General features: G+C 72.9%; 11 protein-coding genes. 3 read left to right on the top strand and 8 right to left on the bottom strand.

Going from position 1 to position 11431, the window contains the following annotated elements; translation table 11 throughout:
* The first annotated feature begins 111 nt into the window (after positions 1 to 111).
* Complete coding sequence (gene folB / locus KAK07_RS15705) at positions 112 to 594, top strand: dihydroneopterin aldolase (RefSeq protein WP_210861772.1); 483 nt, start codon at positions 112 to 114, stop codon at positions 592 to 594.
* Between the two features lie 200 nt (positions 595 to 794).
* On the opposite strand, the gene fae is transcribed toward folB, so the two are convergent.
* The 8 genes from fae to KAK07_RS15665 form a co-directional block, all read right to left on the bottom strand.
* Positions 795 to 1304 (bottom strand): formaldehyde-activating enzyme, encoded by a 510-nt coding sequence (gene fae, locus KAK07_RS15700; protein ID WP_210853831.1) that lies wholly within the window; start codon positions 1302 to 1304, stop codon positions 795 to 797.
* 117 nt (positions 1305 to 1421) lie between these two features.
* Positions 1422 to 2303 (bottom strand): triphosphoribosyl-dephospho-CoA synthase, encoded by an 882-nt coding sequence (locus KAK07_RS15695; protein ID WP_210861771.1) that lies wholly within the window; start codon positions 2301 to 2303, stop codon positions 1422 to 1424.
* Positions 2304 to 2352: 49 nt separating this feature from the next.
* Complete coding sequence (locus KAK07_RS15690) at positions 2353 to 3276, bottom strand: ATP-grasp domain-containing protein (protein WP_375141229.1); 924 nt, start codon at positions 3274 to 3276, stop codon at positions 2353 to 2355.
* Between the two features lie 8 nt (positions 3277 to 3284).
* Positions 3285 to 4283: a methenyltetrahydromethanopterin cyclohydrolase gene (gene mch, locus KAK07_RS15685; RefSeq protein WP_210861766.1), complete on the bottom strand. Its 999-nt coding sequence runs from the start codon at positions 4281 to 4283 to the stop codon at positions 3285 to 3287.
* Positions 4280 to 5449, bottom strand: a complete 1170-nt coding sequence (locus tag KAK07_RS15680; protein ID WP_210861764.1) for an ATP-grasp domain-containing protein — start codon at positions 5447 to 5449, stop codon at positions 4280 to 4282. Before KAK07_RS15680 ends, mch begins: the two co-directional genes overlap by 4 nt.
* Complete coding sequence (locus tag KAK07_RS15675) at positions 5446 to 6348, bottom strand: NAD(P)-dependent methylenetetrahydromethanopterin dehydrogenase (protein WP_210861762.1); 903 nt, start codon at positions 6346 to 6348, stop codon at positions 5446 to 5448. The genes KAK07_RS15680 and KAK07_RS15675 overlap by 4 nt, the downstream gene beginning before the upstream one ends.
* 45 nt (positions 6349 to 6393) lie before the next feature.
* Complete coding sequence (locus KAK07_RS15670; protein WP_210853622.1) at positions 6394 to 7506, bottom strand: beta-ribofuranosylaminobenzene 5'-phosphate synthase family protein; 1113 nt, start codon at positions 7504 to 7506, stop codon at positions 6394 to 6396.
* 142 nt (positions 7507 to 7648) lie between these two features.
* On the bottom strand, positions 7649 to 8287 hold the full coding sequence (locus tag KAK07_RS15665; RefSeq protein ID WP_210853620.1) for a DedA family protein: 639 nt from the start codon (positions 8285 to 8287) through the stop codon (positions 7649 to 7651).
* Positions 8288 to 8405: 118 nt separating this feature from the next.
* Between KAK07_RS15665 and KAK07_RS15660 the strand changes: the two genes are divergently transcribed.
* Both KAK07_RS15660 and mutL read left to right on the top strand, forming a co-directional pair.
* Positions 8406 to 9536 carry an ABC transporter substrate-binding protein gene (locus KAK07_RS15660; RefSeq protein ID WP_210861760.1) on the top strand — a complete coding sequence of 377 codons (1131 nt, stop codon included), beginning with the start codon at positions 8406 to 8408 and terminating at the stop codon, positions 9534 to 9536.
* Positions 9537 to 9558: 22 nt separating this feature from the next.
* On the top strand, positions 9559 to 11394 hold the full coding sequence (gene mutL, locus KAK07_RS15655; RefSeq protein WP_210861758.1) for a DNA mismatch repair endonuclease MutL: 1836 nt from the start codon (positions 9559 to 9561) through the stop codon (positions 11392 to 11394).
* Positions 11395 to 11431: the final 37 nt, after the last annotated feature.

Genomic DNA, 11431 nt, shown 5'->3' with positions numbered 1-11431 from the left:
TGAAATCAAGGCCCGGCCAGCCGATAAACGCCGGTGCCGCCGGTGGCTTGGAACTTGCCTCGACACCGCCGAACCCTGGAACCAGGAACCCGACCGGAGACATCCCCCGACATGCTTGCCGCCCTGCCCCAAGCCCACGGCACCGCCGAACCCCAGGCCCTGGACCTGATCTTCATCGAAGGCCTGCGCGTGCAGACCGTGATCGGCATCCACGACAACGAACTGCATCGCCCGCAGCCGCTGGTGATCGACCTGCACGCCGGCGTGCCGCACGCCGACGCCTGCGACAGCGACCGCATCGCCGACACCATCGACTACAGCGTGGTGCGTGAACGCCTGCACGGCCTGATGCTTCACCATGGTGTCACGCTGCTCGAAGCACTGGCGGAGCAGATTGCGCAGATGCTGATCCACGATTTCGGTGCCCAGTGGGTGCGGGTCAAGGTGGTGAAGCCGAACAAGTTCGAGGACCTCGATGCGGTGGGCGTGCAGATCGAGCGCCGCGCCGGTGCCGCCTCGTCGCGCGCCGCCGGTGGCCGCAGCGCCCAGGTGCTGCGCTGGATCGGCTCGGGCATGGTGCCGGCCAAGTCCTGAACGGCTCGCCCTGACGCCTCCGGGGCCCTGCAGATGCGGGGCCCTTTTTCATCGGCAAGGAGCGCGCAGGGCGCAAAAAAGAACCGGTCAGCGGTGCTGACCGGTCATGCAACCCGGATGACCCCCGGGCGCTCGCAAGGCCCCCTTGCGTGCTCGCAACGCGGGCCGCGCCTGCCAGACAGGCGGCGGCCTCAAGCAGGTCAGTTGGCGGCGAACGGGTGCGACGCGCCACCCTTCTTGGCCACCACTTCCGCGGCGGTCGGCGTGCCGGCGACGGCGCGCTTGATCGACTCCTTGACCGCAGCGTAGTTGTAGTCCTGGATCTTCTTGTCGTCTTCGGCCAGCCAGTGGATGAAGACGCCGACCGAGATGAACAGGTTGTCGGCTTCGTCGGCGGGGATGGTGCCATCCTCGACGCAGTCGGCCACCGCCATGGCGACGCCACGCTGGGCCGGGCCGAACATCTGGACGGCCTGCTTGGCGCCCTTGATGGTGACCTTGTTGAACATCACGGTTGCCGGCTTGCACAGCAGGTTCGGGGCCACCACCGCCAGCAGCGAGGTGAAACCGTCCTTGTTGTTGGTCAGGCAGTTCGCGAACGCGGTTTCAGCGGCGCTGCCACGCGGGCCGATGATGAGGTCGATGTGAGCCACCTCATTGCCATCGCCCACGAGCGATTCGCCCACCAGCATGCGATCGATCTTGGCCATATTGTCAGTCTCCTGTGCTGTTCCTGTGTTGACGACGCCGGGGCTCATCCGCCGGCGCTGGTCAACATGGAATCACGTTCCATGCCACGTCGGGGCGCCGGGCGCCCCGGGCTATCCCTAGGGTGCCCCGCGGCGGTCGATCAGACCGTGCAGGAACAGCGTGGCCACGGTGAGATCGGCGCTGGTGCCGGGGTTGATGCCCTGCTGTTTCAGCTGCTCATCCCAGGCGCGCCAGCCCGGATCGGCGTCCAGACTGCGCCCGGCGGCGGGGCGCTGCAGCCACCGACTGGCATCGTTCATGACACACTGTGCCACCGCCGCACCGTGCTTGCGGACAATATGTGCATCGGGCGCCGAGGCCAGCCAGGCCAGGAAGACGCGCTGCACCGCCTCGGCGGCGGCGTCTTCGCGCGGACCCTGCGGCGCACCCACGCCCAGGTCGGCCTCGCCCAGCGCGTCCAGGCCCAGGCTGAACAGTTCGGCAAAGCCGTCGCGGTACTGGCGGGCAATGCGGTCGCGGTCAGCGGCCAGGCTCATCGCGGCGCGCAGGTCCAGCGTGGGTTCCTGGTGCACGTCCTCGTCGTCGGCATGGCCCAGACCGCCCGGATTGGCCCGGCGGATGGCGCGGTAGGCCGCGGCGCTGTCCTGCGGCGTCAGCCCGGCCAGCACTGCGCCCAGCGCCAGGCGCAGCGCGGTGTGATCGGCCGCACCGGCGGGCAGGCGCCGCCAGGCCTGGGCCAGCGGCACGCACAGCAGCACGATGCCCAGGTTGGTGTTGCAGCCCACCCGCGCCCAGGTGGCGTCGACCGCCGCCTCGATGCCCTCGCCCACCGACCCGCCCGGGCGGGCCAGCGCGGCGGCCGCGGCGTCGGCGCTGTCCAGGAACTGCGCGGCCGTCATGCGGTGGCCGTCGCTGGCATGGCTGACGTTGCCGGGCTTGCGGGCGGCCACGTCCCAGGCGCAGGCGCGGCGCCAGGCGGCCTCGATGCGGGCGCTCATGGCCCGCCCCGGCCTGCGGCAGGCGCCCGCTGGCGGGGCGGGAGGGGACTCATGCGCGCCGCGCGGCGCTGCGATCGGCGCAGCGTCGCGCCAGCAGGTCGTCCACCAGCGCCTGGGCGATGGAGAAGCCGGTCACCCGCTGCAAACCCTGCCAGGCGGCGATGCCGTTGACCTCCAGCACGGTCAGACCGTCCCGGGTGGGCAGGATGTCGACTCCGGCATAGTCCAGTCCCAGCGCCGCCGAGGCGCGCTCGGCCAGATCGGCCAGCTCGGGCGTCAGCGCCGCCGCCACCGGCCGCGCGCCCTGCTTGATGTTGTGGATCCAGTGGCCGCTGACGCGCTGCATGGCCGCGCGGGCCTGGCCACCGATCACCAGCACGCGCCAGTCGAAACCCGGCTCGGACAGCGGTGGCACCCAGCGCTGCAGGTAGGCCAGGCCGTTGAAGGGCGGCCCGGCCAGGCTGGGCAGTGGCTCGAAGCTCCCCTCGACCTGGCCCACCCGCACCAGACCCCGCCCCTGCGAGCCGAACAGCGGCTTGAGCACCAGCGCGTGGCCGGCCGCGGCCTCGCGGGCGACGATGCGGCGCGCCACGGCCTCGCTCTCCGAGGTCCAGGTGGGCGGTGTGGGCAGGCCGGCGGCGTGCAGCAGCAGCGTGGTCATCGCCTTGTCCACGGTGCGCTCGATCGCACGGGCATCGTTGTAGACCGGCACACCCAGCTCACGCAGCACGTGCAGCACGCCCAGGCGCTGTGTGACCTGCTCGAAGCTGCCGCCAGCGATGCCGCGCACGATCACCGCCTCGGGCAGCGCGCGCTCGAAGCCAGGCAGGCGCAGGCCGTGGTGCGTGGCGCTGGTGTCGATGCCGCAGTCGGCCAGGTCCAGGCAGCGGCCCTGGGCGCCGCGTGCGCGCAGCGCCGCCTGCAGCTGGCGGGTGTGCCAGCCGACCTCGTCGGTCATGATCGCCACGCGCATCGTCATGCTCAGGCCGCCTCGCGCCAGCCCTGCAGCAGCACCGGCATGTCCAGCCGACCGGCCTCGAAGCTGCGGCCACTGGGCAGGTGCTGCACCACCACCGCGGCCGGAGCGAACAGCGCCGGATCGATCTTGTAGAAGTCGTAGCCGGCGGCCGAGAAGATGTCGGCGAAGGGTTTGCCGTAGTCGCGCGAGGTGCCCGAGGGCAGGCGCTGGGCCAGCGACCGCGCCGCCTCGACCTCGCCGTTGACCGACAGCGTGACCAGGCCACCGTAGAGGATGGCGTCGTTGGTGCGGCCCATGGCCTGCGCACCGTCGGCGGTGGGCGACGGCAGCGGCGCACTGGCGGTGCCGTCGACGATGTCGTCCAGCGCAATCCCCAGCTCATGCGCCTTGTGCAGCGCCACCTCCAGCACCCGGGCCACCACCTGGGTGGTGCCGGCGCGGCTGCTGGTGGGGGTGAGCACGATGGTCAGCGCCTCGGGCGCCAGGCCGGTGTCGCGCAGCACCTTGTCGATCACCACCCGCGGCGGCGCGCGATCGACCTCCAGCACCAGCACGCCGCTGCCTGCGGCGTCGCGCCAGGCCAGCTCGTCGAACAGCTTCTCCTTGGCTGCCAGCGCCCGTGCCGGGCCGGATCCCAGGGCGAAGAACTTCTTGCCGCCAGTCTCCTCCTTGCTGGCGGCCAGGCTCCAGCCGGCGTACTGGCTGCCCAGGCAGGCCAGCACGGGCTGCGGGCTGCTGACCTGCAGCCAGTTGGCCCAGCCGTGGCGGCCGTCGGTGACCAGCGAGACCTCGCCCAGGCCGCCCATGCAGATGCGACCGATGAGCAGGCCCGCGGCGATGCTGCCCGGGGCGTCGATGCCGGCGTCCACGATGCAGGTACCGCGCTCGTCGCGGGTCCAGCACACGCCCAGGCGCTCGGCGTCCTGCAGCAGCTGGGCCACCAGGGGCACGGCCAGGTCGTTGGGGCTGGGCCAGGCGCGGTGGCTGGTCGTGGAACTCATGCGGGGGTCTCCAGGGTCGAGGCCAGTGCGGCGCAGCGGGCGTCAAGTTGGCGGCGCAGCGCCGCTTCGTCGTCGGCCTCGGCACTGACGGTACACACAGGGGCGCCGGCCGGCAAGCGCATCGCGGCCGACGGGCGGTCATGGACATCCGGCTGGCGCGCCCACCGCGCCACCGTGGCGGCGTCAAGCTGGGCGTCATGCGCCAGACGCAGCAGTTGCAGCCCGCGCAGGCGCGGCGGCTGCCAGGCCGCCACCTGGGCCGGCGCCGGCAGGCGGCCATGCAGGCAGGCCTGCAGGTGAGCCCGCACCAGGCCGCCCTGGGGCGCATACAGGCCGGCACTGGCTGGCCAGCGGGGGTTGACCTCCAGGACCCAGGCGCTGTCCTCGTGCCAGATGAAATCGACCCCCACCACGCCGCGCAGCTCGAAGGCCGCGGCCAGGCGCTCGGCCACGCCCTGCAACAGGCTGCTCGCGCGGCCAGGCAGGCCCACCGGTCCCAGCACGCCGCCATAGGCAAAGGGCTGGCCCGCCTGCGGCTGGTGCCACTGGCGGTTCAGGCCCAGCACACAGGCGCGGCCGGGCGCGGCGCACAGCAGGGTCATCGACATCGTCGCGCCGTCCTGCCAGCGCTGCCAGTACCAGGGGCCGTCGGCCGGTTCGGCCGCAGCCGTGTCGGCCGGTTCGGCCGCCGTCACATCGGCCGGCTGCACATGCTCGCCGCCGCGGCTGCCGCCGCGCTTGCGCAGCCAGCCCAGCGCCGGCACGGGCCGCTGGAACACCACCTCCGGGTGGGCGATGCCCCAGGCGTCCAGGCGTTCGAAGAAGGCCCGTGGATCGGCCAGCCGGCGCCAGCCCTGGGCCGGCGTGCCCAGCAGCGGGCACAGCGCGCTGCCGGCCTCCAGCAGGTCGGCGCGGTCCTCGAAGCCGCTGCCGGGCCACCAGCCGGCCAGCTCGTCGCGGCACCGCGCCAGCAGCGCCAGCAGGCGCTCGCCGTCGATCTGCGGCCGCGCCGGGTCGCCCAGCGGGCGCCAGGCCTCGGCCGCCTCGCAGGTGTCGGCGTCACCGAACAGGTCCAGCGCCAGCACGCGCAGGCCGTCGCGCCGGGCCGCCTGCGCCGCCGCCCGGACCGACAGGCCCGCCAGCGCCAGCGGACCGTGCACCGTCATGCCTGGCGCAGCAGGGCCCGCGCGGCCTCGAAGGCCTCGGCGAAGCCCAGCACGACCGGCTCGGCGGATTCGTTCATCGAGCGCAGCAGGCGCTGCTGGGTCTGGTACTTGACGTTGCCGATCGCCAGTGCGCCCAGGCCGCGGGCCTGGGTGCCGGGCACCGGCGTGCCCTTGTCCATCACGCCCACCCCGGCGATGCCTTCAGGCGGCACGGCGTTGACGTCGGCGGCCACCTTCAGCCGCGTGGCCGCCGTCAGGTCCTCGGCCGAGACCACCTGCACGCCCGCAGCGGCCGTGGCCAGGATGACATCGGCGTCGGCGATCGAGCGGCGCACCGCGTCGCGGTCACCCCCCGAGATGCCATGCAGCGTGACGCCGAAGCGCTGGCCGGTCTGCTGCGCCGCCTCTTCGGCGACGTCGATGCCGTTGCGGCTGGACAGCGCCACGTTGGCGCCCGCCATGGCCGCCATCACGCCGGCAATGCGGCCGACCGGGCCGGTGCCGCCCAGCACCACCACGCGCTGGCCCGTCAGGCCGCCCGCACCCATCGCGACCAGTTCGGCCTCGACCGCCGCCACCATCGCCGCGGCGGTGGTGTACGAGCCGCTGGGATCGGCCATCAGCGAGACCGTGAACGGCGGCACCATCGCCTGCTGCGCCCGCTCCAGCATGTCGGCCGCCAGCACCGCGTCGCGGCCGCCGATGAAGATGGCGGTGCGCGCCAGGCCCTTGGGGCTGCGCGAGAAGATTGCGTCCTGGGTCAGACCGCGCACCGCGTCGAGCGTGACATCGGTGTAGGGCGCCAGCACCTGGTAGCCGGCATCAGCGGCCATGTTGACATCGAAGGGGCTCATCTGGCGGCCCGGGGTGAACATGTGCAGGATGTAGGGACGTTCCATGGCTCAAGGGGCGCGTGGGAGCGCCGCGACAGTCGTTGAAAGCGGTCAGTGCAGGCGCCAGGGCGCCTGCTCGGTCTGTTGCCAGCGCCACAGGCTCTCGGCGCTGGGTCGGCTGGGTGCACGGTGGGCGGTGTCAGCGCTGTCGCTGACCAGGGCGCCATGGTCGCGCGGACGCACCATCACCAGCTGCAGGCCCTGGGCCAGCGCACCCGCCGCGCGGGCCGCGGCGATCAAGGCCTGGCCATGCTCGGGCCGGCTGACGAAGGCGAAGGACGTGGGGCCCCAGGAGCTCTGGCCCACCCCCACCGGCTCGCTGGTGAAGGCCGGGGCATGCGCCTCGAGCCAGCGCATCAGGCGGCCGATCGCGGGTCGGGTGTAGGCCTCGCCGTCCTGCGCCGGCGCGAAGTGGTCGCCGACGATCTGCTGGATCCGGCCCACGCCCATCGCAAAGGCCAGGAAATCCCCCTGGGTGGCGCCGGGCAGCACACGCATCAGCGTCTGGTGACAGATCTCGGCCGCGGCCGCGGCCGGCAGCGGCGCCAGCCGGGCCAGCGCGGCGCGTTCTTCGGCCCCTGACAGGCCGCGCGCGCCAGGCTCGATGGCCAACAGCACCCGCCAGTTCGGCGGCAGCGCCACCCGCGCCAGCACGGGCGCCGGCTGACCATCGGCGCCCGGCCCGCCGTCCAGCAGCAGACCGCCCTGGTCGAAGCCGCCGATGCCGATGCCCGAGCGCAGGCCCCGGCCCAGGCCATGGGCCAGCGTGGCGGTGGACAGGCTCAGCTGGTGCCAGCGGGCGAAGGCCCGCCCCACCGCCAGCGCCAGCTGGGTGCCCGAGCCCAGGCCAGCATGCGCCGGCAGCACCCGGGCCAGATGCAGGTGCAGCGGCGCGGGCTGGCCGGTGCGCAACTTCAGTGCTGCCAGATGGGCCTCGGCGCGGGGCAGTTCGGCGCGGGCCTCGGGGGTGTCGGCGGTGAAGAGGTCGGTGGCGCCCGGCGCAGCGCGCAGCTCCACCCGGGTGACCCAGTCGTCCAGCACCAGGCCCAGGCTGCCGAAACGACGCCCCAGCGAGGCGGACGGATCCAGAAAGCCCAGGTGCAGGCGCCCAGGTGCGTCGACGCTGACGAGGCGGGGCGTGGCGGGGTCGGCGGACGCGGTCATGCACAGACGGTAAGCAAAGGGTGTTCCCATGCGCTCAGGGATGTCCCGCGGTGGCCATCCACGCCCGGCGGCAGGCCGCCCGCGGGCCCGTCGGCCACCCCGCCCCGCGGCCGCCCGCCTGACCCGCGGCGGGGACAATCTGTCACGCCTTGCGGCGGGCCCGCCAGGCGCCCAGCAGGGCCAGGCCGCCGGGGATGAAGATCATCGCCCAGATGATCTTGTCCAGGTTCTCCTTCACCCAGGGCAGGTGGCCGAAGAAGTAGCCGGCGCTGGTCACGCCCACCACCCACAGCGTGCCGCCGGTGACGTCGAAGAAGGTGAAGCGGCTGCGGGTCATCTGCGCCACCCCGGCCACGAAGGGCGCGAAGGTGCGCAGGAACGGCATGAAGCGGGCGATGACGATGGTGATGCCGCCATAGCGCTCGTAGAAGGCGTGCGCCTGGTCGAAGGCGCGGCGGTTGAAGAAGCGCGAGTTCTCCCACTGGAAGACCTTGGGGCCCAGCGCCCGGCCGATCGTGTAGTTGCTCTGGTTGCCGGCCACGGCCGCCACCAGCATCAACGGCACCGCCAACTGGTACTGCATCAGGCCGGCGCCACACAGCGCGCCCACCACGAACAGCAGCGAATCGCCCGGCAGGAAGGGCATCACCACCACGCCGGTCTCGACGAAGATGATCAGGAACAGCAGGGCGTAGACCCAGGCGCCGTACTGGGTGACGAACTGGGCAAGGTGAACGTCGACATGCAGCACGAAGTCGACCAGCAGGGCAAGCAGATCCATCCGCCGCATTATCGCCAGCGGCTCCGTGGCAACCCTGATGCCCAAGCCGGCAGGCGTTACCGACACTGGACCCAACGCGCCGTCTGTCCGGCGCTGATTCACCAAGGAACACCCACGCATGTGGCGACGACGGGAGGCGGCCCTGGCCGCGTTGGCGGCGGCCTGGCCCGCCTGGAGCCGGGCGGCCGAGCCGGGTGTCAGCGAGCGCGAGATCCTGATCGGCCAGAGCGCCGTGCTCAGCGGCCCGCTGGGGCTGTCGCTGCAGATGTTCAATGCCGGCGCCGCGCTGGCCCTGGCCGATGCCAATGCGCGCGGCGGCATCGGTGGCCGGCAGGTCCGGCTGGTCTCGCTGGACGACGAACTCAAGCCCGACCTGGCCCAGCGCAACTACCGCACCCTGCTGCAGGACCCGGGGGTGTTCGCCTTCTTCGGCGGCGTCGGCTCTGGCACGATCGCCGCGGTCACCCCGCTGCTGCGCGACACCGGCGTGCCCCTGGTGGGCAACTTCGCGGTGGCCGACAGCGTGCGCCAGAAGGCGCGCGGGGCGGCCTACTTCATCCGCGCCGGCTACGGCCGTGAGGCCGAGAAGCTGGTGCAGCACCTGAGCACGCTGGGCGTCGAGCGCCTGGCGGTGGCCCATCTGGACAACCCGGGCGGCACCGAAGTGCTGGCCCTGGTCCAGCAGGCGCTGAAGAAGCGCAGCGGCAAGGACCTGCTGGGGGCGGTCGCCGTGGGCAATGACGGCAGCCAGCTGGCCCAGGCGGTGGACACCCTGGCCAGGCTGGATCCCCAGGCGGTGGTGATGTTCCTCTCGGGCCCGCCGGTGGCCCAGCTGATGGAGGGTCTGTGGGCCAAGGGCCGCAGCCCCAGCTTCTACGGCATGTCCACCGTGGCCGGCGAAAAGGTCGCGGCCACGCTGGGCGCGCGGCTGCGCGGGCTGGCGATCTGCCAGACCGTGCCCTACCCCTGGAGCGGCGCCGACCCCACCGCGCGCCAGTTCCAGCAGCTGTGCGACGCCGCCAAGACCCCTGTGAGCTACACCAGCTACGAGGGCTACCTGAACGCCCTGGTGCTGCTGGAGGCGTTGCGCCGCTGCGGCAAGGAGCCCACCCGCGCCGGCCTGCACACGGTGATGCGCGGCTTCAAGGGCCGCGTCGGCGGGCTGGACCTGGACTTCAGCGATGACGCCACCGGCTCGCGCTTCGTCGAGCTGGTGCAGGTCAATGCCCAGGGGAAGTTCCTGCGCTGAGTCGGCTTTCTACAATCCGGCGATGACCGAGACCGCCGCCCCGCCCCGCCGCCCGATCCGCGAACTGCCCGACGAGCTCGTCAGCCAGATCGCCGCCGGCGAGGTGGTGGAGCGACCGGCCTCGGTGGTGCGCGAGCTGGTGGACAACGCGCTGGACGCCGGTGCCACGCAGGTCACGGTGCGCCTGGTGGCGGGCGGCATCCGCGCCATCGTGGTGGAGGACGACGGCTGCGGCATTCCGCCCGAGGAGCTGCCGCTGGCGCTGCGCCGTCATGCCACCAGCAAGATCCGCACGCTGGAAGAGCTGGAAGGCGTGTCGACGATGGGGTTCCGGGGTGAGGCGCTGGCGGCCATCGCCTCGGTCTCCGAGACCGCCATCGTCAGCCGCCCCGCCGACGCCGCCCACGCCCAGCGTCTGGACGCCCGCAGCGGCGAGCTGGCGCCGGCGGCGCGCGCCCAGGGCACCAGCATCGAGGTGCGCGAGCTGTTCTTCAGCACGCCGGCGCGGCGCAAGTTCCTGAAGAGCGAAGCCACCGAGCTGGCCCACGCGGTGGAAGCCGTGCGCCGCCACGCGCTGGCCCGGCCCGACGTGGGCTTCGCGGTGTGGCACGAGGGCAAGCTGGTCGAGCAGTGGAAGCGCGGCAGCCACGAGCAGCGCTTTGCCGACATCCTGGGCGAGGACTTCCTGGCCCAGAGCCGCGCGCTGGACGTGCAGGCCGGCCCGATGCGCCTGATCGGCCGCGTCGGCCTGCCCGAGGCCGCCCGCGCCCGCGCCGACCAGCAGTTCTGCTATGTCAACGGCCGCTTCGTGCGCGACAAGCTGGTCCAGCATGCGCTGCGCAGCGCCTATGAAGACGTGCTGCATGGCCAGCGCCAGCCGGTCTATGTGCTGTTCATCGACATCGACCCCACGCGGGTGGACGTCAACGTGCACCCGACCAAGATCGAGGTGCGCTTTCGCGATTCGGGCGAGGTCTACGCCGCGGTGCGGCGCGCGGTGACCCAGGCGCTGGCCGCGCCGGGCGGTGCGGCGCCGATCGTGGCCGCGCCCGCGCCGATCACCCTGCCCGAGACCCCGGTGGCCGGCAGCGGCTTTCGCTTCGCCGGCCTGCCACCCACCGCCCATCAATCGCGCCTCTCGCTGGCCGATCTGGGCGCGCTTTACGCCCCCGAGCCGCGGGCCCCGCTGCCGGTCGAGACCGGCGCGACGCGGCTGCTGGCCGCTGAACCCAGCGCGTCGGTGCCCGCGCCAACCCCTGAACACGACTGGCCGCTGGGCCGCGCGCTGGGCCAGCTGGCCGGCGTCTACATCCTGGCCGAGAACGCCCAGGGCCTGGTGGTGGTCGACATGCACGCGGCGCACGAGCGCATCGTCTACGAACGCCTGAAGGCCGCGGCCGACCAGGCGGCGCTGGCCGCCCAACCGCTGCTGATCCCGGCCACCTTCGCCGCCACGCCCACCGAGGTGGCCACCGCCGAAGCCCGCGCCGACGAACTGCAGGCGCTGGGCCTGGACCTGTCCGCGCTGGGCCCGGGCCGGCTGGCGGTGCGCAGCCGTCCGGCGGCCCTGCCCGACGCCGACCCGGTGGAGCTGGCGCGTTCGGTGCTGCGCGAGTTGACCGAGCTGGCCGAGGCGGATGCCGGCCACCTGCTCACCCGCGCCCGCGACGAGCTGCTGGCCACCATGGCCTGCCACGGCGCGGTGCGCGCCAACCGCCGGCTGACGCTGGAGGAGATGAACGCCCTGCTGCGCCAGATGGAGGCCACCGAGCGGGCCGACCAGTGCAACCACGGCCGCCCGACCTGGCGCCAGGTGTCGATGAAAGAGCTCGACGCCCTGTTTCTGCGCGGTCGCTGAGACAATACGCGATTGGGCCCGCCGCGGCCCCGCCCCG

The organism is Ideonella alba, from assembly GCF_018069875.1.
Classification (GTDB): Bacteria; Pseudomonadota; Gammaproteobacteria; order Burkholderiales; family Burkholderiaceae_C; genus Ideonella; species Ideonella alba.
This window is presented reverse-complemented; position numbering and strand designations above follow the sequence as displayed.

Bases quoted from the DNA above. Each gene is read 5' to 3' on its own strand.
- folB (WP_210861772.1), top strand. From the start codon at position 112: ATGCTTGCCGCCCTGCCCCAAGCCCACGGCACCGCCGAACCCCAGGCC.
- fae (WP_210853831.1), bottom strand. From the start codon at position 1,304: ATGGCCAAGATCGATCGCATGCTGGTGGGCGAATCGCTCGTGGGCGAT.
- KAK07_RS15695 (WP_210861771.1), bottom strand. From the start codon at position 2,303: ATGAGCGCCCGCATCGAGGCCGCCTGGCGCCGCGCCTGCGCCTGGGAC.
- KAK07_RS15690 (WP_375141229.1), bottom strand. From the start codon at position 3,276: ATGCGCGTGGCGATCATGACCGACGAGGTCGGCTGGCACACCCGCCAG.
- mch (WP_210861766.1), bottom strand. From the start codon at position 4,283: ATGAGTTCCACGACCAGCCACCGCGCCTGGCCCAGCCCCAACGACCTG.
- KAK07_RS15680 (WP_210861764.1), bottom strand. From the start codon at position 5,449: ATGACGGTGCACGGTCCGCTGGCGCTGGCGGGCCTGTCGGTCCGGGCG.
- KAK07_RS15675 (WP_210861762.1), bottom strand. From the start codon at position 6,348: ATGGAACGTCCCTACATCCTGCACATGTTCACCCCGGGCCGCCAGATG.
- KAK07_RS15670 (WP_210853622.1), bottom strand. From the start codon at position 7,506: ATGACCGCGTCCGCCGACCCCGCCACGCCCCGCCTCGTCAGCGTCGAC.
- KAK07_RS15665 (WP_210853620.1), bottom strand. From the start codon at position 8,287: ATGGATCTGCTTGCCCTGCTGGTCGACTTCGTGCTGCATGTCGACGTT.
- KAK07_RS15660 (WP_210861760.1), top strand. From the start codon at position 8,406: ATGTGGCGACGACGGGAGGCGGCCCTGGCCGCGTTGGCGGCGGCCTGG.
- mutL (WP_210861758.1), top strand. From the start codon at position 9,559: ATGACCGAGACCGCCGCCCCGCCCCGCCGCCCGATCCGCGAACTGCCC.